Origin of the sequence: Streptomyces sp. NBC_01717 (assembly GCF_036248255.1) — a bacterium.
Lineage (GTDB): Bacteria > Actinomycetota > Actinomycetes > Streptomycetales > Streptomycetaceae > Streptomyces.
This window is the reverse complement of sequence record NZ_CP109178.1, coordinates 8,867,881-8,894,009: the sequence shown is the minus strand read 5'-3', so window position 1 is coordinate 8,894,009 and position 26,129 is coordinate 8,867,881. Positions and strand designations below refer to the sequence as shown.

Below are 26,129 nucleotides of genomic sequence, written 5' to 3'. Positions count from 1 at the left end.
CACCGCCCCCGTCACTCCCCCACCGGAGGTTCCCAGTGCCCGGCAGATCCGTGTTCCGCCGCAGTCGCACCGCCCTCACCTGCGCCCTGACCCTCACCGCTGCCGCCGTCGTCGGCCTGTGGACCGGCATTGGCGGCTCCTCGTCCGCCCAGGCCGCGGCCGGCGTGCCAACTCCCGACCACGTGATCGTCGTGGTCTTCGAGAACCACGGCTACAGCCAGGTAATCGGCTCCTCCAGCGCCCCGTACATCAACTCGCTGAAGAGCGGCGGCGCCAACCTGAGCGCCTCGTACGCCGAGACGCACCCCAGTCAGCCCAACTACTTCGCCCTGTTCTCCGGCTCCACGCAGGGCATCACGGACGACAGCTGCTACACCCCCGGCTTCTCCAGCAAGCCCAACCTCGCGTCCGAGCTGATCGCCGCGGGCAAGACCTGGGCGAGCTACAACGAGACGCTTCCCAGCCAGGGTTCGACCACGTGCAGCAGCGGCAGCTACGCCCGCAAGCACAACCCGTGGTTCGGCTTCAGCAACGTCCCGACCTCATCCGCGTACACGTTCCAGCAGTTCCCCACCGACTACACGAAACTGCCGCAGGTCTCCTTCGTCGTCCCGAACCTGTGCAGCGACATGCACGACTGCTCGGTCTCGACCGGTGACACCTGGCTGAAGAACAACCTCGGCGCCTACGCAACCTGGGCGAAGACCCACAACAGCCTCCTCGTCGTCACCTTCGACGAGGACAACCGGCTCAGCGGCAACCGCATCCCCACGGTGCTCTACGGCCAGCAGGTGACCCCGGGCTCCACGTCCGCCACCACGTACAACCACTACGACCTGCTGCGCACGCTCGAGGACATGCACGGCCTCGGCCACGCGGGCAACGCGGCGTCCGCCAAGGACATCACCGGGGTCTGGGCATCCTGACATGTACGTAGCGGACAGCCGCGCCACCCGCGCGAGGTCCGCCGAGCGCGCCACCGGGCCGGGCACTCCCCCGGCCCGGCGGCGCGTGGCGGTCGCCCCCACGGTGCTGGCGCTCGGCACGGTCAGTCTGATCACCGACGTGTCATCGGAGATGGTGACGGCGGTCCTGCCGCTCTACCTGGTGGCGGGGCTCGGCCTCAGCCCGCTCGGCTTCGGGTTCCTGGACGGCGTCTACAACGGCTTCTCGGCCCTGGTGCGGCTGGTCGGCGGACACTCCGCGGACCGGGGCGGCGGGCGCCACAAGCCCGTCGCGATCATCGGCTACAGCCTCTCGGCGCTGTGCAAACCCCTTCTCCTCATCGCCCACACCCTCACGCCCATAGGCCTCGTCCTCGCGGCCGACCGCACCGGCAAGGGCCTGCGCACCGCGCCGCGCGACGCTCTGATCTCCTTGTCATCGCCACCGGAGGCCCGCGGCCGTGCCTTCGGCGTCCACCGCGCGATGGACACCGCGGGCGCCCTGCTCGGTCCGCTCGCCGCCTTCCTGATCCTGCGTGCCACGGTCGACGGCTACGACGCGGTGTTCACGGTGAGCTTCTGCGTCGCGGTAATCGGCGTGCTTGTGCTGGTCCTGTTCGTGCCGGGCGGGGCAGCCGCACGCCGTGCCGACCCCGCGGCCCAGCGGCCCCGCACCACGCTCCGAGCCGCCCTCGCCCTCCTGCGGCGGCCAGGCATCCGGCGCATCTGCATCTGCGCCCTGCTGCTCGGCCTTGCGACCGTCAGCGACTCGTTCGTCTACCTGCTCCTCCAGCGCCGCCTCGGCGTGCCCGACCGCTGGTTCGCGCTCCTGCCGATCGGGACCGCCGCCGCCTTCCTGCTGCTCGCCCTGCCACTGGGGCGGCTCGCGGACCGGGTTGGCCCCTGGCGGGTGTTCCTCGCCGGCCACGGGGCGCTGCTCGCCGCGTACGGACTGCTGCTCTCGTCCTGGCACGGCACGGCGCTCCCGTACGTCGTGCTCATCCTGCACGGTTCGTTCTACGCGGCCACGGACGGCATTCTGATGGCGGCGGCGTCGGAGAGCGTGCCCGAGGAACTGCGTTCGTCGGGGCTCGCCCTGGTGCAGACCGGGCAGGCCGTCGCCCGGTTCGTCTGCTCGCTGGCGTTCGGCGCCGCGTGGACGGCGTGGGGCGACCGCACGGCGCTGCTGGCGGCTGCGGTGGCGCTCGCCGTGTGCGCCGTCTTCTCGTTCCGTCTTGGCCCGACCGCGAAGGTTTCCGTATGACGAACGCCCGCACCAAGCTGCTCGTCCTCGTCTGCGCGGTCACCGTGCTCGCGGCGGTCGCCACGACCTCCGTGCTGCACGCTGCCGCGCGCTCCGAACGGCGTGACGTGGCCCGGCCGGACGGCCCGACGATCGCCGCGGGCCGGGTCACACTTACCGACAAGCGGCGGATCGTGTTCCGGAACATGGCGTGGGGGCCGCACCGCGACGAGCTGACGACGGTCCCGGCGGCGTCACCCACGGGTGCCCGCACGGCGTCGGGCGTCAAGTGCCTGCGGTTCTACGCGGCTTCAGGCACCGGAGTCTGCCTCCAGGCCGTGCACGGGGCGGTACAGGACAGCTACCGGGCCACGATCCTCGACACGCACCTCAGGGAGCAGGCGCACTACACGATCCCCGGCATTCCCTCCCGCGCCCGGGTCTCCCCCAGCGGACGGCTGGCGGCCTGGACGGTCTTCGTAGGCGGTGACAGCTACGCCGGCACGAACTTCTCCACCCGCGCGGCAATCCTCGACACCCGCACCGGCAAGCTCACCCCGAGCCTGGAGGGCTTCGCGATACGCAAGGACGGCCACCGTTACCGGGCCGCGGACGTCAACTTCTGGGGCGTCACCTTCGCGGCCGACGACCGGCACTTCTACGCGACGCTCGCCACCAAGGGCAGGACCTATCTGGTACGGGGCGACCTGCGCACCCGCACGCTCACCACGCTCCGGACGAACGTGGAGTGCCCCTCACTCTCCCCCGATGGCACCCGCATCGCTTACAAGAGCCGCGACAAAGGCCTGCCCGCCGACGCCCCGTGGCGACTGCACGTCATGGACCTGCGCACGCTCAGGGACCACCCCCTGGCCGAAACCCGCAGCGTGGACGACCAGGCGGTCTGGCAGGACGACACCACTCTCACGTACGCGCTCCCGGGCGACTACGGCGCGGACCTCTACGCCGTGGCGGCCGACGGCGGAGGCACCCCGCACCGCGTGCTGACGGCGGCGGTGTCCCCAACATACCTGTGAACGAATGACATCGTCGCCGCACCTCTCCGGACCACGCTCCGGACCCCTTTCGGTGTAGTCCGCAGGCCCTGATCGCACGGTGTTCGGGGACCCCAAGGGCACGGGGCCTGGGGCAGGTTGGCAGGACTGCGGCCGACCGCGTCCACCTGCCGCGACACGCGGGGAACTCGGTGAACACCTATCATCGCGTAGAGGGTGTATGGGACGCAGGGCGCGGTTCATGCATGTGCCGTCCGGAGCCGGCGCATTCGCCGCGGAGTCTCCCCCCATGCGCCGGAAACCCCGGCCCGATTCCGACGGGCCGGAGTTTCCGTGTTGGGCGGGTGGGGCTGTTACCACTTGTTGCCGTAGTGGTCCCTGACCACTCGGAAGCTGCCCACGACGCCATTGCGAACCTTCACGCCACCGCGGACGTGGCGGGTGAAGACACCGTTGCTGGTGCTCCAGGGACCGACAGTGGCGACCGGGGAGCCGTTGTCGCAGGTCGCCCCACGGAAGAGCTCCACAGACCGGTGGCTGTCGTTGCGAACGTTGAAGCTCCGCGAGCCCAGCCCGCTGACCACAGTGATGCAGCCCTCCTCCGAGCGGGCCGAGTACGACCGCTCGTTGATGAAGATCCGGCCTTCGTACTTGTAGCCGTGGCCACCACCGTAGCCACCGCCACCCCCGTAGCCGCCTCCTTCATTGCCCTTCCCGCCCGCGACTCCGCCTTCGTTGCCGCCTTCGCCACCGAGCGGAGCCGCCGCAGGGGCACCCTGCTGGACGGCCGGCGCGGCCTGCTGGACGGACGGGGCAGCCTGGGGGGAACCAGCGGCCGAGGCATAGGTGATACCAGTAGTTGCGAGGACCGCGGCGCCCACTGCGGCGGCGGTCACGGCGACGGTACGCGTCGTCATGTCATTCTCCCTTGTCTCTGAGGGTCGGCCGGGCAACCGGCCTGAATTAAAAGTACTTATGGGGCCTTTACCTGTCATATCGGATACATCGAAAGCGTGACGCCAGAGGGCCGAACGGGCGTAAAAGCAGCCGGTACGGCACACGCGTCACAGATATGACGAGCCATCAATAAGTAGAACTGCAGGCTTATTTGGGAGTCGATTAGGCCGTCTGAGCGACTTCATGACACCCACTCACCCTCTCGGACCCTGAACATCCGTCATGGACTCCGTCCGGCACACCGAGAGAGTGTCGGCATGCCCCGCACGCCCCGCCGACACCACCACGGGCCACCCCGTCGACAGGGCCCCCCGCCAGGCCGGCCTGACGACGCGGCTCCGGCCGGGGTATCGGTGAGGCGCCTGGCGGGCCATCGCACGTATGGGGTCGCTTCACTTCGAGAACGCGTGTCTCTTACGCCCCCTATGCACCGATGTGCTAGACAACTCCAGTAATCCGGTGCCCCACGCCGGACCCGCGGGACGGCCCTGACATCACACCGATGACGACGTCAGGGCCGTCACCATCCGACGACGCGCCGACACGGCGGTACGGCCGAGCACAACGGCGAACACCTACGGGTGCCGGGCGGGCCCGGTTCCGGCCCGCATACGGGAAACGCCGAAGTCGTCAACGGTCCCCAGGAGCTGTGCCATGTGCTTTCGAGTGGAGCGTCCGGCCGGCAGGTGACGGAAAGTCGTTCGACGGGCATGGCCGACACAGGTCATGATCCGCACTCGTGATGACGCCGAAGCAGTTCCTGGTCCGGAGCGCCGCCCGCAACAATGCCGAGTGGTGCGCGGCGATGAGCCGATCGCACGACCTGGCGAGCGAGTTCGAGGCGCAGGCCTGGACCGCGCCGACCCGCACGCCGCTGTACTACCCCGACGCGGTGACCCTGATACCGGGTGCCGACCCGGTCGCACTGGCAGCCCGGATCGACACAGCCGTGCCCGGCGCCTCCATAAAGGACAGCTTCGCCGACCTCGACCTGACGGAGGCCGGCTTCCAGGTGCTGTTCGAGGCGCAGTGGATCCACCGTCCGGCGAGTGCGCCCATCATCCCGTCGGGTCCTGCCTGGCACGTGACGGGCGACCCGGACGAGCTGCGCGCCTGGGCGCTCGCCTGGGACGACGGCGACGGCAACGCGGGTCTCTTCCGGCCCGAACTGCTGGATGACCCGGACACCTTCGTGCTCGCCGGACACTCCTCCGGCGGCCGGGTGATCGCCGGAGCGGTGGCGAGCCGCAGCGACCAGGTGGTCGGAATCTCCAATGTCTTCGCACTGGACGGAGGCCCGGAAGCGGCCTGGCCGCTCGTGCTGGACGCGGTGCACAGGCTGTTCCCCACCCTGCCGGTGGTCGGCTACGAGCACGGCGATGACCTGGCGGCCGCGGTCCGCCACGGCTTCGAGCCGGTCGGTCCGCTGCGGATCTGGCTGCACGGCTGACGACTGCCCCATAGCCCTTGGAGGAAGAGCGCGCGGCGTCGGATGCGGTGCATCGCAAGGCGGAGGGGCGTCCTCGTACGGTCGCATTCGGGTGTTCCGACAACGCAGCGAGGTGCCGTAGTTGTTGTGCGCCCGCCAGGGAGTACCTGGCGGGTCCTGCGGGTCGATGCACCCAGATCAGCTCCGCGTGCGGGCTGCTGTGGACGCTGTTCTCCGGAAGCCGCGCGGGGCCGGGGGCCCAGACCGCGGCTGCGGTCCGTGCCTCACGGGGTCAGGGCGTGCCGTGGGTGACTGTGTGAACGTCGTCGGCGGGCCGGTCTCGAACTCCGCGTCCGCGGTGGTCCGTAGGGTGTGCCTGCTTGGTGGGCTGACCGGCCCGGACTGGCTGCGTCACAGGGGGACCGGCGCCTCAGGCGAGGCGTATGGCCGCGCTGTGCGGTCAGTAGGCCGAGTTGACGTTGTCGATCGAGCCGTAGCGGTGCGCGGCGTAGTTGCACGCGGCGGTGATGTTGGCGACGGGGTCGTAGATGTTCTGGGAGGTGCCGCTGACGTGGTACGTCTTGAAGGTGGGGTCGATGACCTGGAGCAGGCCCTTGGACGGTATGCCCTTGGCGGCGTTGGAGTCCCAGTTGTTGATGGCGTTCGGGTTGCCGCTCGATTCGCGCATCAGGTTCTTGCGGATGCCCTCGTAGGTGCCCGGGATGCCCTTCTCACGCATGATCTGCAGCGACTGGTTGATCCAGGCGTCAACGTTGCCGCCGGACTGGGCGGGGGTGGCGGCCGAGGCGGCCGGGGCGCTGACGACAGTGCCGGCCATGACGGCGGCGCCGGCTGCGACCATGCCCAGCGAGATCTTCTTGGTCTTGGTCATGCGGGCGAACTTCTTGGACATCGCGGTGAGCTGCATTCGAGAAATTCCTTTTCCATCGCCGGGTGGTGATGCCAAGAATTGTTAGGGGAGCGGGAAACCCGGGTCAATGCCCTCTTTTTACTACCGGTATTCGTACCGGGCATTGAAAATGGTCGAGGAAGTGGCTTCGGGGACTGCAAGCGGGGCCCGGTGCTCTACTATTCGGATTCGGAGTGGCGCCCGTCACGTGGCTCACCCCACACGGCAAACGCCTCAAAACGACACAAGAGTGACGCAGATCATGTGGCCTGCGTCATATCGACAACTCGGTATTCGCTCGCCGTAATGCTGGATAAGCATTCCGTATTGGTATTGGGAAGGGGTGGGTTATTCGCGAGAGCCGGCAGGGCCCCGGCCTTTGGCCGTGCGCGACCGAGCCCTACCGGTGGGTCCCTGTTCGTCCTTGGGCGCCATCGGTTCAGCCGGTGACGGGCGGGGTGCCGAGGAAGCCGGACAGGGCATCCAGCAAGCGATCGACGTCCTCGTCGCTGCTGTAGGGGGCCAGGCCGATCCGCAGCCCGCCCTCGTCGCCCAGTCCGAGCCGGCGGGATGCCTCCAGCGCGTAGAAGGACCCGGCCGGAGCATCGACGCCGCGCTCCGCCAGGTACTGCGAGGCGGCGGCCGCGCTGTGGTCCGCCAAGGTGAGCAGCAGGGTCGGGGTCCGCCGGGCGGCCCGGGAGTGCACGGTGATGCCACCGAGGGCGGCCAGCCCCTGTTCGATACGGGCCCGCAGGGCATCCTCGTGGGCCTCGATCGCCGCGAAGGCGGCGATCAGACGTTCCCGGCGGGTGCCGTCGGCCACAGGGGCCAGACCGGCGAGGAAGTCCACCGCCGCGCGGGCCCCGGCCAGCAGCTCGTACGGCAGGGTGCCCAGCTCGAAACGCTCGGGAACCGCGTCGGTGGAGGGCAGCAGCTTGTCCGGCCGCAGTGTCTCCAGCATTTCGGGACGGCCTGCCAGCACGCCCAGGTGCGGGCCGAGAAACTTGTACGGCGAGCAGACCAGGAAGTCCGCGCCGAGGCCGGACAGGTCGACGGCGGCGTGCGAGGCGTAATGCACAGCGTCCACATGCAGCAGGGAACCGGCCCGGTGCACCAGGTCTGCGACGGCGGGGATGTCGGGGCGGGTGCCGATGAGGTTCGACGCTGCGGTGACGGCCACGAGACGAGTGTGTCCGGAGAGCACCCTGGCGATGTGCTCGGTCGTCAGCTCGCCGGTGGCCGCGTCGAAGTCCGCCCATCGGACGGTGGCGCCGACGGCCTCTGCCGCCTGGATCCAGGGGCGGATGTTGGCGTCGTGGTCAAGTCGGCTGACGACCACCTCGTCGCCGGGGCCCCAGTTCTTCGCCAGGGTGCGGGACAGGTCATAGGTGAGCTGGGTGGCGCTGCGGCCGAACACGATGCCCCGCGGATCGGCGCCCAGCAGGTCGGCCAGCGCACGGCGGGCACCGGCCACGATCGCCTCCGCGTTGCGCTCGCCCTCGGTGGTACGTCCCCGGTTGGCGAGCGGGTTGGCCAGCGCATCCATGAGGGCGTCGATCACCGGTTGCGGTGTCTGGGTGCCGCCGGGTGCGTCGAAGCGGGCAGAGCCGGACTTCAGGGCGGGGATCTGCGCGCGGACCGCGTCGACGTCGAAGGCCATGCGTACTCCTGAGGGCGAGGGCGTGCGGGGCCGCGGGCGGCTCCGGGCGGCAGGTACCGGGAAACAGCGCCACCGGTGCGGGAGCACTGCCCCGCAGCCGGCTGCGGTATTCGCCGCGGCCCGCCTGCGGGCTCCAGCGCGTTCGCTGGTGGTGATTCGGAATTCCACCACACGGCCGGTGCCCGGCTCGGAGCGGTACCGGCCGACGTAGGCCGTTCCGGCAACCTGCCGGGTCCGTTTCGCGTGGCGTGGCATCGCACGTGCCTCCGGGAGACACCGACAGATGGAGGGCGCCGGGTGGCCCGGCCCGCCGCATCTGCCCGGCGGCCACGCCGGCTGAGGCCGTCATTTCCTGGCCTTTGCGGCAATGATGGATACATGCCGAACCCGACGATCCTGACTGTCGACGACGACCCGGCAGTCTCCCGGGCGGTCGCCCGCGACATCCGGCGGCAGTACGGCGACCGCTACCGCATCCTGCGCGCACTCTCCGGCCGCGATGCCCTGGAAGCACTGCGTGAGCTCAAGCTCCGTGGCGATCCGCTCGCGCTCATGCTCGCCGACTACCGCATGCCGCAGATGAACGGCATCGAGTTCCTCGAGGCGGCCATGGACCTCTTTCCGCTCGCCCGTCGCGTGCTGCTGACCGCCTACTCGGACACGGAAGCGGCCATCGACGCCATCAATGTCGTGGACCTCGACCACTATCTCCTCAAGCCCTGGAGCCCGCCGGAAGAGCACCTGTATCCGGTGATCGACACGCTGCTGGACCTGTGGCACGCGACGCCTGATCCAGGAGAGCTGGAGACCCGCGTGGTCGGGCACCGCTGGTCCGCTCCCTCCTTCACGGTTCGCGACTTCCTCACGCGTAATCTCGTCCCCTATCGGTGGTTGTTGTCCGACGAGCCGGAGGGGGAGCGCCTGCTCGCTGCCGCAGGGCTCTCCGCGACCGATGTACCGCTGGTTGTCACCCCGGACGGGAAGACTCTGGTCTCCCCCACCGAGCGGGAGCTCGCCGCGCAGGTCGGACTCAGTACCGTTCCGGCCTCGGACTTCTACGACCTGGTAGTGGTCGGTGGAGGACCGGCCGGTCTGGGAGCTGCTGTCTACGGCGCTTCGGAGGGACTGCGTACGGTGCTGGTGGAGCAGCAGGCGACCGGCGGGCAGGCCGGTCAGAGCAGCCGTATCGAGAACTACCTCGGCTTCCCCGACGGCGTCTCCGGTTCCCAGCTGACCGAGCGGGCCCGCCGCCAGGCGCTGAAGTTCGGGGCGGAGATCCTCAGCGCGCAGCAGGCTGTCGCACTGGAGGTGGCGGGGTCGGGCCGGGTGCTGCGCCTGGGTCCGGAGAGCTCCATCGCCGCGCACACCGTGGTCCTGGCCACCGGCGTGTCCTACCGACGGCTGGGCGCCACCGGGCTGGAGGAGTTCACGGGAGCGGGCGTCTTCTACGGGTCCGCCGTCACCGAGGCGCCGAGCTGCTCCGGGGAGGACGTGTACATCGTCGGCGGTGCCAACTCTGCAGGGCAGGCGGCGGTGTACTTCTCGCGCTACGCACGACGTGTTCACGTCCTCATCCGCCAAGGCGATCTGAGCCGGTCGATGTCCAGCTATCTGATCGACCAGATCAACTGCATCTCCAACATCGACATCCACCCGTGGACCGAGGTGGTCGGCGCTGAGGGCGAAGGGCACCTGGAGCAGCTGTCCCTCCGCGAGACCCGGTCCGGCGCCGCGCGCACCGTCGCCGCGTCGTGGCTGTTCATCTTCATCGGGGCCGAGCCGCATACGGAGTGGCTGGCGGGGGTGATCACCCGCGATGAGCGCGGATTCGTGGTGACCGGCCCCGACCTGGTGGCCGGAGGGGAGCGGCCGCCCGGTTGGCGGCTGCCGAGGGATCCGTACCACCTGGAGTCGAGCGTGCCCGGTGTCTTCGCCGCGGGGGATGTGCGCTCCTCCTCGGTCAAACGTGTCGCGTCGGCCGTCGGCGAGGGAGCCATGGCCGTCGCGCTGGTGCACCGCTATCTGGAGGCGCAGTGACCACGTCAGCACATCTGTCAGCGGCGCAGTTGCGGACTCTGTTCCTGTTCGAGGAGCTCAGCGACGAGCAGCTCGACTGGCTGGCAGAGCGCGGCCGTGCGGAGCAACGGCCTGCCGGGACCGTGGTGTACGCGGAGGGCGAGCGGGCCACATGCTTCTTCGTGCTGCTCAGCGGAGCGATCGCGCTCAGCCGTGTGCTGCACGGCGACGAGGTGGAGGTCACCCGCACCGATCAACGCGGTGTCTACAGCGGGGCGACTCGCGCATACCTCGGGGACCGCGTCGAGCAGCGCTATCCCCACACCATGCGGGCTGTCACCGATGCCGAGTTCTTCGTACTGCCTGCCGATGATTTCGCGAGCGCGATCGGCACATGGTTCCCGATGGCACTTCACCTGCTGGAGGGCTTGTTCTTCGGTTCGCGTGCGGCCAATGCCATCGTCAATGAGCGCGAGCGGCTGCTGGCACTGGCGTCTCTGTCGGCAGGGCTCACACATGAGCTGAACAATCCTGCGGCAGCCGCTGTACGGGCCACCGCGGCTCTGCGGGAGCGAGTGACCGCCATGCGCCACAAGCTCGCCATGATCGCTGACGGCCGACTGGACGGAAGTGAGCTGCATCGTCTCGTGGAGCTGCAGGACGACGCGGTTCAACAGGCCGCTGCGGCTTCCGGTCTGCCGGCGCTGGCGGCGGCGGATGCGGAGGACACGGTCGGCGACTGGCTCGAGGAGCGCGGGGTCACGGAGGCGTGGGAGCTTGCGCCGACTCTGGTCGCCGCGGAAATCGGCGTGCCGTGGCTGACCTCGGTGGCCGACACCATCGGTGAGGACAATCTCGGCTCCACGGTGAGGTGGCTGGCGTACACCATCGACGCGGAACTTCTGATGGGTGAGATCGATGACGCCGTGACCCGCATCTCGGGACTGGTCGGCGCCGCACAGCAGTACGCGCAGCTGGACCGGGCGCCGCAGCAGACCGTGGATGTACACACTTTGCTCGACGCCACGTTGACGATGCTGCGGGCGAAGATCCCGTCCGGTGTCGAGGTGGTCAAGGACTACGACCGTGAACTACCGCCGATCCTGGCCTTCGGAGCCGAGCTGAATCAGGTGTGGACCAACCTGATCATCAACGCCGTCGACGCCATGCCTGCCGGGGGCACGCTGACCATCCGGACCTGGCGGGAGGAGGCCCACCTGCTCGTGGAGGTGGCCGACACCGGCGCAGGGATTCCGTCCGACATCAGGCCTCGGATCTTCGAGCCCTTCTTCACCACCAAACCGGTCGGTGAGGGCACCGGGCTGGGGCTGGACATCACCTACCGCATCGTGGTCAACAAACATCACGGGGACATCCGGGTCTCCTCGGAGCCGGGTGACACCCGCTTTCAGGTGTGCCTGCCCATCGAACCGCAGGACGAGGGATCCTGACGGCGCCGCAGGTGGCACCCTGCCCGCACGCGATCGTCGGACCGCCCGCTCCGGTGGGATCGAGTTCATCGATCTGCGCGAGGGCCATGGAGTCGGTCCCGGCGATGCAGCTGGGCTGCCGGCCGCGCGGACCGACGCCGGATTCGACCTCGCTCACGGACCCGCGCCGGCGCATGTGGCGCCCTCCGGCCCCACGCCCCATCTGCCACCGGCACGGCTGATGCCACAGGCCGAGCCGGCAGCCGATGGTTCTCGTGGTCAGCGGTAGAGGCGGACGTCGGCCAGGCTCCACCAGTTACCGGCGGTGCCGGTCGCTGTCACGCGGACGTGGCGTGCGGTGGTGGGACGCAGGTCGACGTTGGTGAGCTGGCCGGTTCCGGTACCGGTGGCCGCAGTGTGCCAGTTGGTTCCGTCGTCGCTGACGGAGACCTCCCACGCCCGGGCGTAGTCCCCGGGTTCGTCGCCGCTGTCGACGGCGACACGACGGAAGGCGGTGGGCTTGCCGAGATCAATCTCGATGTGCTGACCGGGCTCCTGACCCTGTCCGCTGGACCAGCGGGTCGAACCGTCGGCGTCGATGGCCAGGCCGGCCGCGCCCTGACCGGCGGGCTGGGCGGTGGCGTGGGCGCCGTCCAAGGAAACCTCGTGGAGTCGGCTGGTCAGGGCCGTCGACTTCGGCCACGTGAAGGTGGCCAGCGCGCCGCCCGGCAGGGTGTATTCGAAGGTCTGGTCGCCGACTGCGACGGCGAAGCTGCGCGGGTCGTCGTTCTCGTTGTGGACGACGAGTGCGGTGGAACCGTCGGGGTTGCGGAAGGCGACATCGGTGAGCCGGCCGTTCCAGCCGGTGGTGCCGTAGTTGGTGCTGCCGATCCGTACCGCGCCGGGGCGCACAAATTTCGCCAGGTGGCCGATGGTGTAGTACTCGGCGCTGGTCGTGACGGTCCCGTCCGGCCGGACGGCGAGCAGCGCGCTGCAGGTGTCGCAGCCGCCGTTGTGCGGGCCGCCCTCCGCGTCCAGCACGAGGTTCCAGTCGGCGACGGACTTGGCCCAGTTACGGGTGGTGCCGACGGTGATGGTGCGCGCGTGCCAGGTGAGCGTGGAGCGGAAGATCTGCGCGGGGGTGTCGCCGGCGCCGTGCGAGCCGGAGCACTCGGTGAACCAGATGCCCTTGTCGGGGTGCGCGTCGTGCAGGGCGCTCTGTGCGCTGGGGTCGCCCGAGTAGCAATGGTAGGCGGTGCCCGCGATCCACTTGGCAGCCGGACCGTCCAGCACCTCGTAGGGGTAGTCGGTCTCCGGGTCCTCGCCGAGCTTTTCGGCGGTGGCGATGTCGTCGGGGTGGGTGGTCCAGTTGTGGTCGTACGCCAGGATCTTGGTGCGCGGGCTGGCCCTGTGCAGCAGCGGCCCGAGGGCCTCGATGACCTTGGCCTCCTGCTGTACGGGCAGGTCGGTGCCGGGGTAGGCGCTGGGCTTGCGGTTCTGCGGCTCGTTCTGCACGGTGAGGTAGTCGACCGGCACGCCTGCGGCGGCGTATGCCTGGACGAACTTCACCAGGTAGCGGGCATACGCGTCGTACACCTTCGGGTCGTCCTTGAGGTGCCCGCCGACGAGGGAGTCGTTGTCCTTCATCCAGGCAGGCGGACTCCAGGGAGTGGCCATCACGGTGAGTTGAGGATTGAGCTTCTTCGCCTGGCGCAGCAGCGGCAGTATCTGCTGCTGGTCGTGGGCGATGCTGAAGTGGCGAAGAGCGAAGTCGGTCCGTCCGGCCGGGACGTCGTCGTAGGTGTAGTGAGTGGCCTCGGCGGTGAAGTCGGAGGAGCCGACCGGCTGGCGTACGAAGCTCACGCCGATGCCCTCCTCGGGGTCGAAGAGCTTCTGCATCGCGGAGTCCCTCGCCCGGCGGGGCAGTTGGGCGAGAACATGGGCGGAGGAGTCCGTGAGCGCGCCGCCGAAGCCGTCCATGCGCTGGAAGCTCTGATCGGGGTCGACGGTGATGGTGGTGAGGTCGGATGCCCCGGGGTGGAAGGCGACCGGCTCCTGCTGCCGCAATTCCTGCGTGCCGTCGGCGGTGGTCAGCCACACCTGTGCCCGGGGAGCCGCCGGGTGGTGCTTCGATGACGCGGGCGCGTGTGTGGTGGTCGCCGTGGCCGGCAGACAGGTCAGGCAGAGAGCGGCGGCCGTGAAGGCGGCGGCACCCAGGGCACGTTTCATAAGTGGTTTTCCTCGCTGGCGCGGTGGGAGCTGGGGGCGAAGGGCCGTGACGGGGCGGAGACGGTGGACAGCGGCCGCCTTCCGCGGGAGGCGGGTTGCTGTAACTCGCCATGAAACAAACTGAAACATCTTGGAAACTCTTGCGACGCGCCCACAGAGAATCTCCAACCGACTTGAGCTGTCAAGCCTTTCTCAGCCCGTGAACACTCCCCCGCTATGCTGCGCCCATGAAACGAAGTGCTGTAACAAGTGGCTGAGCCGAGGCGTTCCCGGGTCACGGTGCGGGCGATCGCGGCGGAGGCAGGCGTGTCGATCGCTACGGTGTCGCGCGTGATGAACGGGCATCACCATGTGGCCTCCGAGACGCGGGCGCTGGTGCACCGGGCGGTCGAACGACTGGGCGCTCCCACGCCCGTCAGGCGCGGGGCTGCGGGAGGTGCGATCTATGTGCGCTGCCCGTATGTGCTGACCGACTATTTCGGGGTCATCGTCTCCTCGATCGCAGAGACGCTGGAACTGCACGGCAGACGCGTGGTGCTCAGCGCGGGCGACGCCGGCCGCCGGGCCGGAGTGCTGGCCGGACTGCCGCAGGAAGCGGGAATCGCGGGGGCGGTACTGCTCCTGCCACCCGAGCCGGAAGCTGAGTTGGAAACGCTGCGAGCCCTGAACTTCCCTTTCGTGGTGGTCGATCCCCGCAGCCCGCTGTCCCAGGACATCGCCTCGGTCTCCGCGGCCCACCTGACTGCGGCCCGCTCCGTCACCGCTCATCTGGTGCAGTTGGGCCACCGGCGCATCGGCGTCATCGGTGGCCCCGGCGACTGGCTGGCCAGTCAGTCGCGCATCGCCGGCCACGGCGCGGCGCTCGCCGAGGCCGGTCTGCTGCCCTCTCCCGGTCTGTTCCGCAGCGTCGAGCCGACGGCCGACCGAGGCTATGAAGCCGCGGGGGAACTCCTCGACCTGCCCGAACGTCCCACTGCGCTGATCGCGTTCAACGACAGAACGGCGGTCGGGGCCCTGCGGGCCGCGTACGAACGAAATCTGCGGGTGCCGCACGATCTGTCGATCACCGGGTTCGATGACACCGATCTGGGCCGCAGCACTGTGCCCCGGCTGACGACGGTTCGTCAGCCGCTGGAGGAGATGGGCCGGATGGCCGTCTCACTGTTGATGCGGCTGCTGGAGCGCCACACTGTGGACACCCTGCACGTGGAGCTCGCCACCCATCTCGTACCGCGTGAATCGACGGGGCCCGCACCGCGCGTCCGACCTCGGCCACGGCCTGCTGCCGCATCACGCTGCCTCGATGAGACGAATGACGAGGCCGGGCCGTGACATCGGGCCGGCCGGGTCAGATGAGTGCGGCGCGCACGTCGGCGAGCGCCTCGTCGAGGGTGGTCGCAACGTTCTCGTGGCCGCTGAAGCCGTCGTCCTCGCCCGGGTCGACGGTCCAGCCCCAGCCGCTTTCGGGGTGCCCGTCGATGGTTGCCGCGTGCTTGCCCTTGGTGATGGTGATGGAGAGGTTTCCGCCGGGGAAGGTCTCCACCTCGACGTGTGCCGTGTCGCCGAACGCGTGACGGATGGCGTCGCGGGCTTCCTGCTCGGTGGTCATGGGTGCTCCTGATGGACGGTGACGACGACGGCGCGGCCGTCCGAGGGTGAGGGTGAAGGTGCCGACGGGCGTGGTGGGGCCGAAGCGTATCGAGCCGGTGACCTCTCGGCGGTGCAAGAGCAACTCGATCACATCCGACACGTTGTCACTTGCTTCGCAGGGCCTCTCCCCGCGCCATTCCAGTACCCCCGCAACGTGAGCGAACTGACACCGAGTGGGATCCAATCACTCCATTGATCGCGTAACCGTGGTGGTCGTACTCCGACGTCGCCACAGCGACTTCGTGATGGTGCGGCCGGAGGTGTGCGACAGGCCGCGACAGCAGTCAAGGTGCCGGGAAGTGGGGGCCGATGACGGTTGCTCAGGCCGGTGCGGGTGTGCGCCTGCGCGTTCCGGAATCAGCGGCGTACTGCCAAGTGAGTGAGAATTCATATTTCCGGCATGTCGGATTTGGCAGATAAACAGACTATCCGTACTTTCATTCACAGGTCGGCATCCCAGCCGACGTCTCTGAGAAGAAAGAAGTGACATGACCACGCGTACCGTCGCAGTGACCGCCGCTGTAGTTGGCGCCGCGGTTCTCGCTACAACTGGTATCACCTACGCATCGGCTGCCGGCTCCACCCAGGCGGCCCCGTCCATCCAGGCTCCTGCCGCAGCTCCCTTCGGCGGCGACGGTGGAACCGCTGGAACCGCGAAGGGGAACGAAGGAAAGGGCAACGAGGGCTACGGCGGCGGCTACGGCGGCGGCGGCCACGGCGGCTACCACTACGAGGGAAGGATCCACTTCAACGAGCGGACGTACTCCGGCCACCCGGACGGCTGCATCACTGTGGTCAGCGGGCTGGGCTCGCGGAGCTTCAACGTCCGCAACGACAGCCGTCACACCGTCGAGGTCTTCCGCGGGGCGACCTGCGACAACGGCTCCCCTGTCGCCACTGTCGGCCCCTGGAGCACCAGCAACGGCGTCTTCACCCGCCAGATCCGCGGTGGCGTGAAGGTTCGCAATGGCGTCGTGGGCAGCTTCCGCGTGGTCCGGGACCACTACTACGGCAACAAGTGGTAACAGCCCCACCCGCACAACACGGAAACCCCGGCCCGTCGGAATCGGGCCGGGGTTTCCCCATGGGGAGCTTCTCGGCGGTTGCCTCCTCCGGGGGGCCACATACACGTGCAGCCCGATCCCGGTCCCCTACACACCCTCTATGCCACTTCAAGCGTCAGCCGGGCGTAAGTGTGTCGCGGACGGCGGACTCGAACCCGTCGAACCCATACATGACGGCCCGCACGCGAAGTAACCGCCGAACGCGTGACGGAATGCGCGCGCGGCCCGCAGGAGTACCCAGCGACCGGGCACGACCCGGTGGGGCAGCCATCCCCGGCAGCTACCGCAGTCTGTGAGCACCGGTCACGGATTCGGATGACGAGCGGCTCGACCACCGACGAAACAGCCGAAACAACCCGCACTGCTCCACCCAGGTCATTAAAACGACTGTATGTGCGTTGGTGTCGAGAAGTACGAGCCGGGGATGTCACTGTTCACCCACCGCCCTCCGATCGTGAGAGGTGTCATGAAACTCCTGTCCAAGATTTTCAGAGGGTCGAAGAACCCGGCTGACGCAGCAATGTCGCAGCGGCTTGAGGAAACCATCGAAAGTGCCGGCTACTGGGCAAACAGAATGCCGAGGGAAGCGGCTCGGCTGGTGCAGAAAGTCCGTCTGTACACCTCCACCGCCGCAGCACTCAGCCTTATCACAGGGCTCCTGGCCTGGCCCGTCATCGGAGAGTCGTCGCACCTCACTGCGCAGGTGCTCATCTCGGTCCTGTCGGGTCTCGCCGCGTTGGCCATCGTCGCCCCCCATGCCATCGGCCTGAGCGATCGCGGGGACGAATCCATCAAGCTGTGCAGCACATACGGAGCGATGTACCGCGAACTTCTGGAGGCAAAGGAGCAGCTCGCCACCGGAGCCTTGAAAGACCCATCCCAAGTAGCAGACATCATCTGCCAGTTCGAGCGCATCCAGGAGCGCAGGGATGCCCTGGCGCTTCCGGCCGGAGACGGACACACGGACCACGCGTACGCCCTGGAGCGGATCAAGGAAATCGGGCGACGTGGATGGAGTGTTCCGGGCGGATTGCGGGAGATCGCACGGCCGTTGTTGCCGTCGGTGAGAACGCGCCCGCAGCTCGCCCGCACACCGAGCGTCGATGACGAGGCCGTCATCGCCGCGCTCATTTACGTGTTGAAGAGCGGGGGCGCAGCGCAGCAGGTGCCGCCGTACTCCGAGGCTCCGACGTCCACCGTGCATCGTCCGCCGCTCCCGGTCCGGCCCCGGACCGAGGTCCGCGGGGAGAATTCACCGGGCGAAGTTGGACGCAACAGCCGAACAAGGCCCGCGGGTCCTTCACCGGTGGTCCTCGATTCGACCCATGTACGAGCCGCAGACACGGCGCAGCCACATATCGGAGCCCAGCATCCCGAGACAGGTCTCCCAACCCTCTGAGACTCCGAGACAGCCCGCAGGGTCACGTCGCAGCCGTCGGACGATGGTTGCGGCGTGACCCTGCGGCGACCGGAAACCGGCCTCGGTGTCGACGCGGTGGGGCAAGGAGAGCGATCTGCAAGGAGACGGTCAGGTTCTCAGCGCACGGTCGTGGCACGTGCGACGAGATCGGTCGAGGTGTCCCACAGCCGCTCCGCGTTGTAGGCGTCGAGTGCCCAAGGGGCGACTCCGCCACCGAACATGACGGGCTTGCCACGCAGGACCGGGGCTTCGTTGCAGTCCTCGAAGTAGCGGCCGCCGACGCTCTCGACCAGGGGTGATGCGGCGAGCAGCACAGAGGTGGCGGCGCCCTGCGCGGGCGTCTTCTGCTTGTCGACGGGGGTCTGCAGGCCACCGGTGTGCTTCTGCAGCCCGGTGGCGATCGCCCCGGGGTTGAGGGCGTTGGCGAGAATGCCCTCGTGCGACCACCGACGGTCGGCTTCCACCGCGAGCAGCACATCGGCGGTCTTGGACTGGGCGTAGGCCGCCCACCGGTCGTAGGGGCGGAACCGGAAGTCCAGGTCGTCGAAGATCACCGGTGAGAACAGGTGCGCGCTCGAGCTGACCGAGACGATCCGGGCGCCGGAAGCCGCGGCGAGTGCGTCATGCAGGCCACTGGTCAGGGCGAAGTGACCGAGGTAGTTCGTGGCGAACTGGAGTTCGTGCCCCTCCGGGGTCACTTCCAGCTCGGGCAGCGCCATGATCCCGGCGTTGTTGATCAGGATGTGCAGGGGACCGTCCCAGGACGCGACGAATGCGGTCACCGACCGCAGATCGGCGAGGTCGAGTGCGCGGGCGCTCACCAGGGGGTTACCGGTCCGTTCGGTGATCTGTGCGGCGATGCGGTCACCGGCTTCGCGGCGCCGGACTCCGAGGACCACTTCGGCGCCCGCTGCGGCCAGGGTGCGCGCGGTCTCGACCCCGAGTCCGGAAGTCGCGCCGGTGACCAACGCACGCCGTCCTGTGAGGTCGATCCCGGCGATCACGTCGTCGGCTGTCGAGGAGAATCCGAAGGGCGTACGCAGGAGGTCGGTCATGGTGCGACGTGCTCATCTCTGTTCGCGTGGCGTTGTGTGCCGCAGCCGGACTCCGGGTGCCTGCGGCTGGTTCCTGTTCACGCTAGATTCGGCCAGCCAGGGCGACCAGGCCCCGCTGTCCCTGGTACCGACAGGGACAGGATGCGGCGGCCGACGGGACCTACCCTGGGATTCATGGCAACAGCGAGCAAGCTGGGTGACTACTTGCGAGCACGCCGCGAACAGGTGCGCCCCGAGGATGTCGGACTGCCCGCCGGAGAGCGCCGACGGGTGCCCGGTCTGCGCCGGGAGGAAGTCGCCCTGCTCGCCGGCATCAGCGCCGAGTACTACCTGCGTCTGGAACAGGGCCGCGACCGGCACCCCTCCGACCAGGTCCTCGACAGCATCGCCGACGCCTTGCGGCTCGAAGCCGATGCCCTCGTGTACATGCACGCGCTCGCCCACTCGCCCCGGACCGCCACGCGCAGGACCTCCCGCCCGGAGAGGGTGAGCGCGAGCATCCAGAACATGATCGACGGCTGGCCCACCACGCCCGCCCTCGTCCATGGCCGCTACATGACCACGCTGGCCACGAACCCGATGGCCATCGCACTCAACCCCCTCTTCGCGCCGGGGATCAACGCACTGCGAGCCGCATTCCTCGAACCGGAAATGCGCGAGTTCTACCGGGACTGGGACAAGATGACCGCCAAGGCCGTCGCCTACTTGCGGTCGGTCAGCGCAGCCGCCGTCGACGACCCCGAGCTCGTCGAGCTGATCGGCGAACTCAGCCTGCACAGCGAGCGTTTCCGCACGCTCTGGGCCCGCCAGGACGTACGCCAGAAGACGAGCGGAGTCAGCCGCCTGCTCCACCCTCAGGTCGGTCCTCTCGATCTCCACTACGAAAAGCTCGCGCTTCCCGGCGCCCCTGGTCAGATGCTTGTCGCCTACCATGCCGAGCCCGGCTCCCCCACAGGGGAACGGCTTCAGATGCTCGCGCACCTGGCCGCTCCCCCGGCGCCGGCTGCGCGTACCGACACCGGCACGGCTGCCGCCGCCGAGGCCACGCAGGCACCGGACCAGTGAGCTCCGGGCTCATCCGCCCTGCGGGGACGTTCAACCGGCCTCTGGCGCTTCGAGCAGGTCGCGGACCTCTTCGGCGCTCGTCTCCTGGACCTCCTCGCCGAGGAGCAACCAGCGGGTGATGCCCGCCGATTCGAGGAAGGTCAGGTCGTGGCTGGCGATCAGGAGCGCGCCCTGGTAGGAGTCGAGCGCGCTCGTCAGCTGTCGCACGCTGGCCACGTCGAGGTTGTTGGTGGGCTCGTCCAGCATGAGCAACTGCGGGGCCGGTGCGGCGAGCATGGTCGCCGCGAGGGCGGCCCGGAAGCGTTCGCCGCCCGACAGGGTGCCCGCCGGCTGTTCCGCGCGTGCCCCCTTGAACAGGAACCGCGCGAGCTGGGAGCGGATGTGGTTGTCGGTGACGCCGGGCGCCAGGCGTGCCACGTTCGCTGCGACACTCAGCTCCTCGTCCAGTACATCCAGGCGCTGCGGTAGGAACCGCAGCGGCACACATGTCCTGGCCTCACCGGACAGCGGTGCCAGCTCCCCGGTGAGGGTGCGCAGCAGAGAGGTCTTTCCGGCTCCGTTGCGCCCGACCAGAGCGATGCGTTCGGGCCCGTGCACCTGGAGGTTGCCTTCGCGCAGCTTGCCGAACCGGAGGCTCAGGTCGTGCAGACTCAGGACGGTGCGGCCGGCGGGCACGGCGGTATGGGGCAGGCTCACCCTGATCTCGGCGTCGTTGTGCACCGCGTCCGCGGCCTCCTCGCGCCGCTCGCGCGCCTCATGAAGTCGGTCCTCCTGCAGGCCGCGGAGCTTGTCCGCCGACTCCTGCGCGGACCGCTTGCGCTCACCGGCGACAATTCTCGGGGCCCGACGCTCGGCGTCCATCTTCTTGCTGTGCCGCTGGCGTCGCGCCGCCTTGATCCGGGCCTCCTCCAGTTCGCGTTTCTGCCGGCGGACATCCGCCTCGGCGACCCGCAGCATCCGGCCGGCTGCTTCCTGCTGGGTGGCCACCGCCGCCTCGTAGGCGGACCAGCCGCCCCCGTACCAACTCACTGATCCGGAGCGCAGTTCGGCGATACGGTCCACCCGCTCCAGCAGCTCACGGTCGTGGCTGACGACGACCAGTACTCCGGAGCGCCAGGAGTCGACGGCTTCGTAGAGCCGACGCCGTGCGAACAGGTCAAGGTTGTTGGTCGGCTCGTCGAGCAGGAGTACGTCGGGGCGCTCCAGCAGCAGGGCGGCCAGGCGCAGCAGAACGGTCTCTCCGCCGGACATCTGGCCTACGGTGCGGTCCAGTTCGACGTCGTGGAGTCCGAGCGAGCCGAGTGTTGCCAGGGCCCGCTCCTCGACGTCCCAGTCGTCGCCGATCGTCTCGAAGTGCTCGATGCTCACGTCTCCGGCCTCGATGGCGCGCAGCGCCGCACGCCGCCCGGCGATGCCCAGGGCCTGGTCGACGCGGAGCGTCGTGTCGAGCGTGATGTTCTGCGGCAGGTAGGCGAGGCTGCCGCCGACGGTCACCGACCCCTGCGAGGGACGCAGTTGGCCGGCCAGCAGTCTCAGCAAGGTGGACTTGCCGGTGCCGTTGGCGCCCGCGAGGCCGGTGCGGCCCCGGCCGATGGTGAGGGAGAGCCCGTCGAAGACGGTCGTGCCATCCGGCCACTGGAAGGACATGGCGGAGCAGGTCACGGAGGTGCTGGGCGCAATGGGGTTGGTCATCATGATTCTCGCAGTCGCAAGCGCAGGGGCAGGGGGCTTCGTATGCGAGCACCACGCGGCGACCGAACCGGGAACAAAAAGGAGGTGTGGCCCTCCGAAGGGTGAAGGACGGCTCATGCACCGAGGTCGCATCCACGCGGGGTCACGGGCGGCAAGAAAGCCGGCAGCAGCGTGACGGGCGTACGGCTGATGCCGTACCGCGCGATGATCGCGAACCTCAGATGCGCAACGTCCACCTCTATCGGAGACAACAGGACTCAAGAACTGTACCTCAACCGCCCACTCGGTGTCCGGCACCTCGTGTCCTGGCGGGTACGGTCGTAGTGCCCAGGGGCGGCCCCGGGGTGCCGTCGCCCGCCCGCGACCGGTTCACCGGCGATGCGATCACGGCCCTGCCCGCTGTATCCGGGCACGCAATGCCTGGATGGACCAGTCGAACACCGTGGTCAGACTTTGTGGGGCCGGCCAGCCGTTGATCACGGCCAGGAGCTGAAAATACTGTTCCCTGCGCGGGTCGTTCACAGTCTCCAGCCGGGTCAGCAGCCGGCGCCGGAGATCGCTGTCATCCCCGTGACCGGAGATGCACGCGTAGTGAGCCGTGAGCGCGGCGACGACAGGACCGGCCTCGGGTGAGGCGGGGGCGACGCCCGCTGCCAGGGCGGGGCCGACCTGGTCACGGACGAATGCGGCAAGGTCGCGGCGCACCACCGCGGTGTCACCCGCGGCGCGCTCGGCCGCCTGGTCGTCCGCCATCCGCCGCACAGCGGCGCGGAAGTCCGGATCCTGGGACAGTTCGGCCAGCTCCACCCACGCCTCGACCTGCTCCGCCTCGGGGTCGTCCGGCAGCTCAGGCGTCATCGTGCGGATCACCGCCGTGAATGCGGGGTCGGCATGCAGGTGGGCGAAGACGTCGTCGAGGAATTCGGCGATCAGGCCTCCGCGTTCCTTTTCGGAGAGCTTGGCGAGTCTGTGCATGAGATCCATCTCCTCAGGGGTGGGCCCGCGCCTGGCCACCGCCGTCAACACCGCGCGCCGCAGGCGCAAGGTGCGGATCTGCACCGCCAGTGCTTCGGCGTGCGCTGCGGCAACCTCGGACAGCGGCAGTTCCCGGTCCACGACCTTGCGGATCGTGGGCAGGTCCAGCCCCAGAGCACGAAGAGTCCGCACGAAGTCCAGGCGCGCAACGGCGTCGATGTCGTAAAGGCGGTAACCGGCCGGGCTGCGGCCTGTCGGCGCCACGATCCCGCGGTCGGAGTAGAACCGAATGGTCTTGACCGTCAGCCCGGTGCGCCGGGCCAGATCGCCGATCGAGTAGAGCGTGTCGCCGTCCATGCCCCCACCTTCTTGTCTCCCCCTGCTGGAGACTCAAGCTCAGCCGGCCACCAGCATCGAACCATCCCTCGCCGACGGGGCGGCGGATCAGCACGCTGCCGCCGAGGCGGCGCGCGGCACCCTCGGGCAGGGCATGCCCCACGGCGATGGGTCACGCCTGATCGCGGTCCGCAGCGGAACGGACCGTGGCAGGATCGGCGCCATGAACGAGAGCCCCGCTGAGGAGTCCGTAACACCTGCGGTGCGGGAACTCTACGAAGAGCTGCTCCGCGCCTGGAACCGCCGCGACGCTCACGCCTATGCGGCGCTGTTCACCCCTGATGCCGCGATGATCGGGTTCGACGGAAGCCAGGTGCGCGGCTCGGAGGTGGAGCGTCATCTCGCACCGGTCTTCGCCGACCATCCGACCGCGGCATATGTGTGGAAGGTGCGGGAGGTGCGGCCAGTGGGCGGCAACGCGGCGATGCTGCGCGCCATCGCGGGGATGGTGCCGCCCGGACAGTCCGAGCTGAATCCCGCGGTGAATGCGGTGCAGACCCTGGTTGCCGAGTACGGTTCCGGATCATGGCGCGTAGCCCTGTTCCAGAACACTCCGGCGGCGTATCACCACCGTCCGGATCTCGTGGAGCAGCACACCGGCGAACTTCAGCAGGTGCTCCGGGCAGCGCACGGTCGGCATCAGGGCTGATCAAGACCTTGCCGGTGGCCGGACAGCCACGTACGGGACTCGCCCCGGTCGTACGCAATCCCTGTGCAGCACAGATGTGCGGAATCGGTTGATCCGCTCGTCGTGGGCCGACAGGGCCGAACGGCGGGGCCCCGGGAGGCGTCGGGCTGTCGTCGCGTTGACGATTGAAACGGGGAGGCGCACGCTCGTCATATAAGTGCGACATACATGTTGTTCGATGGTCGCGAAAGATGCACACGCGAAGAGCCGCGGCGATGCCTCGCGAGGTCGAGCCATAGGCAGGAGGCATCTATGTGCGGCATCACCGGCTGGATCTCCTTCGACCGCGATCTGCGGTCCGAGTCCGCCGTACTGGACGCGATGACCGCGACGATGGCGTGCCGCGGCCCCGACGACAGCGGCACGTTCTTCGACGGCCCGGCCGGCCTGGGGCACCGCAGGCTCGCCATCATCGACCTGCCGGGCGGCCGTCAGCCGATGACGGTCCGGACCCCGCAGGGCGACGTGGCGATGGTGTACTCCGGCGAGGCGTACAACTACCCCGAGCTCAGAGTCGAACTGGCCGGTCTCGGACACCGGTTCACGACCGACTCCGACACCGAGGTCGTGCTCCACGGGTACCTGGAGTGGGGGGACGCGGTGGCCGAGCGGCTCAACGGGATGTACGCCTTCGCCGTGTGGGACGCCCGCACGCAGAAGCTCGTGATGATCCGCGACCGCATGGGCATCAAGCCCTTCTACTACGCCCCCACGGCGGACGGCGTGCTGTTCGGCTCCGAGCCGAAGGCGATCCTCGCCAATCCTCTCGCCCGGCGCGCGGTCACCCTGGACGGGCTGCGTGAGCTGTTCGCCTTCGTGAAAACCCCGGGGCACGCCGTGTGGGACGGGATGCGCGAGATCGAGCCCGGCACGGTCGTCACCGTCGACCGCGACGGGCTGCACCGCCACACCTACTGGACCCTGGAGACGCGGCCGCACACCGCCGACCAGGCCACCTCGATCGCCACCGTGCGCGAGCTGCTCGACGACATCGTGCGCCGCCAGCTGGTCTCCGACGTACCGCGCTGCACACTCCTGTCGGGCGGTCTGGATTCCTCCGCCATGACCGCCATCGCCGCCCGGCATCTCGCGGAACGCGGCGAGACGGTGCGCAGCTTCGCTGTGGACTTCGTGGGGCAAGCCGACAACTTCGTCGCGGACGAGCTGCGCGCCACGCCCGACACCCCGTACGTGCACGACGTGGCCCGGGCGGCCGGTACCGAACACCTCGACATCGTCCTCGACTCCCAGGCGCTCGCCGATCCCGACGTGCGGGCGCGGGTGATCCGGGCCCGTGACCTGCCGATGGGCTTCGGCGACATGGACGCATCGTTGTATCTGCTGTTCAAGGCGATTCGCGAGCATTCCACGGTGGCCCTCTCCGGCGAGTCCGCGGACGAGGTGTTCGGCGGCTACCTCCAGTTCTTCGACGAAGAGGCCCGCGCTGCCGACACCTTCCCGTGGCTCGTGAAGTTCGCGGAGCACTTCGGGGACGACGCCGATGTCCTGCGCCCCGACCTGACGGACGCGCTCGACCTGCCCGGGTACATCCGCCACAGTTACGCGGTCGCCACAGCCGGGATCCGCCGCCTGGACGGCGAGTCCGACTTCGAGTACCGGATGCGGCGCATCTGTCATCTGCACCTGACACGCTTCGTCCGCGTACTCCTGGACCGCAAGGACCGGACGAGCATGGCCGTCGGCCTCGAGGTTCGAGTGCCTTACTGCGACCACCGGCTCGTCGAGTACGTGTACAACACGCCATGGTCGCTGAAGTCGTTCGACGGACGTGAGAAGAGCCTGCTGCGGGAGGCCACTCGCGATGTACTCCCCCGGTCGGTGTACGACCGGGTGAAGAGCCCGTATCCCTCGACACAGGATCCGAAGTACGCGATCGCCCTGCAGGAGCAGGCCAGGGATCTGCTGGCCAGCCCCTCTCACCGGGTCTTCGAACTCGTGGACCGGGACCGGCTGAAGCGGGCCGCGCACCGTGAACTCCCGCAGATCACCCAGGCGTCGCGGCGCGGTCTGGAGCGCACCCTGGACCTGGCTGTCTGGCTCGATCTCTACGATCCTGAGCTGCTGCTGGACTGATGCGGCCGGCGAGATCCGGACGCTTCCGCCGCCTCTCGCTCACCACGGTCGAGACGGGCCCGCCGGAGTGCCGACCCGGGCAGTGCCCACGTGTACGTGGAGTCGTCACACGCCGATACCGAACGCGCGCGATGATTTTCGGGCGGCGCGACAGTCTCCATTGCCGTACACCCGAACACCGAAAGGGAGCGAGCCC

At 68.8% G+C, this 26,129-nt stretch carries 20 protein-coding genes; 12 read left to right on the top strand and 8 right to left on the bottom strand.

What is annotated here, in order from left to right; genetic code table 11:
• Positions 1-35 precede the first annotated feature (35 nt).
• From OHB49_RS40210 to OHB49_RS40200, 3 genes are read left to right on the top strand one after another with little or no spacing between them, the layout of a single operon-like run.
• On the top strand, positions 36-926 hold the full coding sequence (locus tag OHB49_RS40210) for an alkaline phosphatase family protein (protein ID WP_030980773.1): 891 nt from the start codon (positions 36-38) through the stop codon (positions 924-926).
• Between the two features lies 1 nt (position 927).
• Positions 928-2,208, top strand: a complete 1,281-nt coding sequence (locus tag OHB49_RS40205) for an MFS transporter (protein ID WP_329165884.1) — start codon at positions 928-930, stop codon at positions 2,206-2,208.
• On the top strand, positions 2,205-3,224 hold the full coding sequence (locus OHB49_RS40200; protein ID WP_329165882.1) for a TolB family protein: 1,020 nt from the start codon (positions 2,205-2,207) through the stop codon (positions 3,222-3,224). The genes OHB49_RS40205 and OHB49_RS40200 overlap by 4 nt, the downstream gene beginning before the upstream one ends.
• 332 nt (positions 3,225-3,556) lie before the next feature.
• Here the strand turns inward: OHB49_RS40200 and OHB49_RS40195 are convergent, their stop codons facing one another.
• On the bottom strand, positions 3,557-4,120 hold the full coding sequence (locus OHB49_RS40195) for a hypothetical protein (RefSeq protein WP_329165881.1): 564 nt from the start codon (positions 4,118-4,120) through the stop codon (positions 3,557-3,559).
• A gap of 782 nt (positions 4,121-4,902) precedes the next feature.
• On the opposite strand from OHB49_RS40195, the gene OHB49_RS40190 reads away from it, so the two are divergent.
• The gene (locus tag OHB49_RS40190; RefSeq protein ID WP_443079616.1) at positions 4,903-5,610 is read left to right on the top strand and encodes a hypothetical protein; all 708 of its coding nucleotides are present in this window, start codon (positions 4,903-4,905) and stop codon (positions 5,608-5,610) included.
• 439 nt (positions 5,611-6,049) lie between these two features.
• On the opposite strand, the gene OHB49_RS40185 is transcribed toward OHB49_RS40190, so the two are convergent.
• Together OHB49_RS40185 and OHB49_RS40180 are read right to left on the bottom strand one after the other, a co-directional pair.
• The gene (locus tag OHB49_RS40185; protein ID WP_030975434.1) at positions 6,050-6,517 is read right to left on the bottom strand and encodes a transglycosylase SLT domain-containing protein; all 468 of its coding nucleotides are present in this window, start codon (positions 6,515-6,517) and stop codon (positions 6,050-6,052) included.
• A gap of 421 nt (positions 6,518-6,938) precedes the next feature.
• Positions 6,939-8,159: a cysteine desulfurase-like protein gene (locus tag OHB49_RS40180; RefSeq protein ID WP_329165878.1), complete on the bottom strand. Its 1,221-nt coding sequence runs from the start codon at positions 8,157-8,159 to the stop codon at positions 6,939-6,941.
• Positions 8,160-8,537: 378 nt separating this feature from the next.
• Between OHB49_RS40180 and OHB49_RS40175 the strand changes: the two genes are divergently transcribed.
• Both OHB49_RS40175 and OHB49_RS40170 read left to right on the top strand, forming a co-directional pair.
• On the top strand, positions 8,538-10,196 hold the full coding sequence (locus OHB49_RS40175; RefSeq protein ID WP_329165875.1) for an FAD-dependent oxidoreductase: 1,659 nt from the start codon (positions 8,538-8,540) through the stop codon (positions 10,194-10,196).
• A complete protein-coding gene (locus OHB49_RS40170; protein WP_030975428.1) occupies positions 10,193-11,626 on the top strand; it encodes an ATP-binding protein in 1,434 nt (477 codons plus the stop codon). Before OHB49_RS40175 ends, OHB49_RS40170 begins: the two co-directional genes overlap by 4 nt.
• 258 nt (positions 11,627-11,884) lie before the next feature.
• Here the strand turns inward: OHB49_RS40170 and OHB49_RS40165 are convergent, their stop codons facing one another.
• A complete protein-coding gene (locus OHB49_RS40165) occupies positions 11,885-13,834 on the bottom strand; it encodes a discoidin domain-containing protein (RefSeq protein WP_329165874.1) in 1,950 nt (649 codons plus the stop codon).
• 249 nt (positions 13,835-14,083) lie between these two features.
• Here OHB49_RS40165 and OHB49_RS40160 point away from each other — a divergent pair, with 249 nt between their 5' ends.
• Positions 14,084-15,166: a LacI family DNA-binding transcriptional regulator gene (locus OHB49_RS40160; protein ID WP_329165873.1), complete on the top strand. Its 1,083-nt coding sequence runs from the start codon at positions 14,084-14,086 to the stop codon at positions 15,164-15,166.
• 16 nt (positions 15,167-15,182) lie between these two features.
• On the opposite strand, the gene OHB49_RS40155 is transcribed toward OHB49_RS40160, so the two are convergent.
• Positions 15,183-15,443 (bottom strand): hypothetical protein, encoded by a 261-nt coding sequence (locus OHB49_RS40155; RefSeq protein ID WP_329165872.1) that lies wholly within the window; start codon positions 15,441-15,443, stop codon positions 15,183-15,185.
• A gap of 529 nt (positions 15,444-15,972) precedes the next feature.
• Between OHB49_RS40155 and OHB49_RS40150 the strand changes: the two genes are divergently transcribed.
• Both OHB49_RS40150 and OHB49_RS40145 read left to right on the top strand, forming a co-directional pair.
• A complete protein-coding gene (locus tag OHB49_RS40150; RefSeq protein ID WP_030975421.1) occupies positions 15,973-16,509 on the top strand; it encodes a hypothetical protein in 537 nt (178 codons plus the stop codon).
• Positions 16,510-17,014: 505 nt separating this feature from the next.
• The gene (locus OHB49_RS40145; RefSeq protein WP_329165871.1) at positions 17,015-17,947 is read left to right on the top strand and encodes a hypothetical protein; all 933 of its coding nucleotides are present in this window, start codon (positions 17,015-17,017) and stop codon (positions 17,945-17,947) included.
• 137 nt (positions 17,948-18,084) lie between these two features.
• Here OHB49_RS40145 and OHB49_RS40140 read toward each other — a convergent pair whose 3' ends face one another.
• Positions 18,085-19,023: an SDR family NAD(P)-dependent oxidoreductase gene (locus OHB49_RS40140; RefSeq protein ID WP_329165869.1), complete on the bottom strand. Its 939-nt coding sequence runs from the start codon at positions 19,021-19,023 to the stop codon at positions 18,085-18,087.
• Positions 19,024-19,197: 174 nt separating this feature from the next.
• Here OHB49_RS40140 and OHB49_RS40135 point away from each other — a divergent pair, with 174 nt between their 5' ends.
• Entirely contained in the window at positions 19,198-20,088 is an 891-nt protein-coding gene (locus OHB49_RS40135) for a helix-turn-helix domain-containing protein (protein ID WP_329165868.1), read from the top strand.
• Between the two features lie 30 nt (positions 20,089-20,118).
• Here the strand turns inward: OHB49_RS40135 and OHB49_RS40130 are convergent, their stop codons facing one another.
• Both OHB49_RS40130 and OHB49_RS40125 read right to left on the bottom strand, forming a co-directional pair.
• Positions 20,119-21,780 (bottom strand): ABC-F family ATP-binding cassette domain-containing protein, encoded by a 1,662-nt coding sequence (locus tag OHB49_RS40130; protein ID WP_329165867.1) that lies wholly within the window; start codon positions 21,778-21,780, stop codon positions 20,119-20,121.
• 384 nt (positions 21,781-22,164) lie between these two features.
• On the bottom strand, positions 22,165-23,112 hold the full coding sequence (locus OHB49_RS40125) for a MerR family transcriptional regulator (RefSeq protein WP_329165866.1): 948 nt from the start codon (positions 23,110-23,112) through the stop codon (positions 22,165-22,167).
• Here OHB49_RS40125 and OHB49_RS40120 point away from each other — a divergent pair.
• The gene (locus tag OHB49_RS40120; RefSeq protein WP_329165863.1) at positions 23,111-23,800 is read left to right on the top strand and encodes an SgcJ/EcaC family oxidoreductase; all 690 of its coding nucleotides are present in this window, start codon (positions 23,111-23,113) and stop codon (positions 23,798-23,800) included. The two genes, OHB49_RS40125 and OHB49_RS40120, sit on opposite strands and share 2 nt — an antisense overlap.
• Before the next feature lie 291 nt (positions 23,801-24,091).
• Positions 24,092-25,933, top strand: coding sequence for an asparagine synthase (glutamine-hydrolyzing) (gene asnB, locus OHB49_RS40115; RefSeq protein WP_329165861.1), 1,842 nt, complete (start codon positions 24,092-24,094; stop codon positions 25,931-25,933).
• Positions 25,934-26,129: the final 196 nt, after the last annotated feature.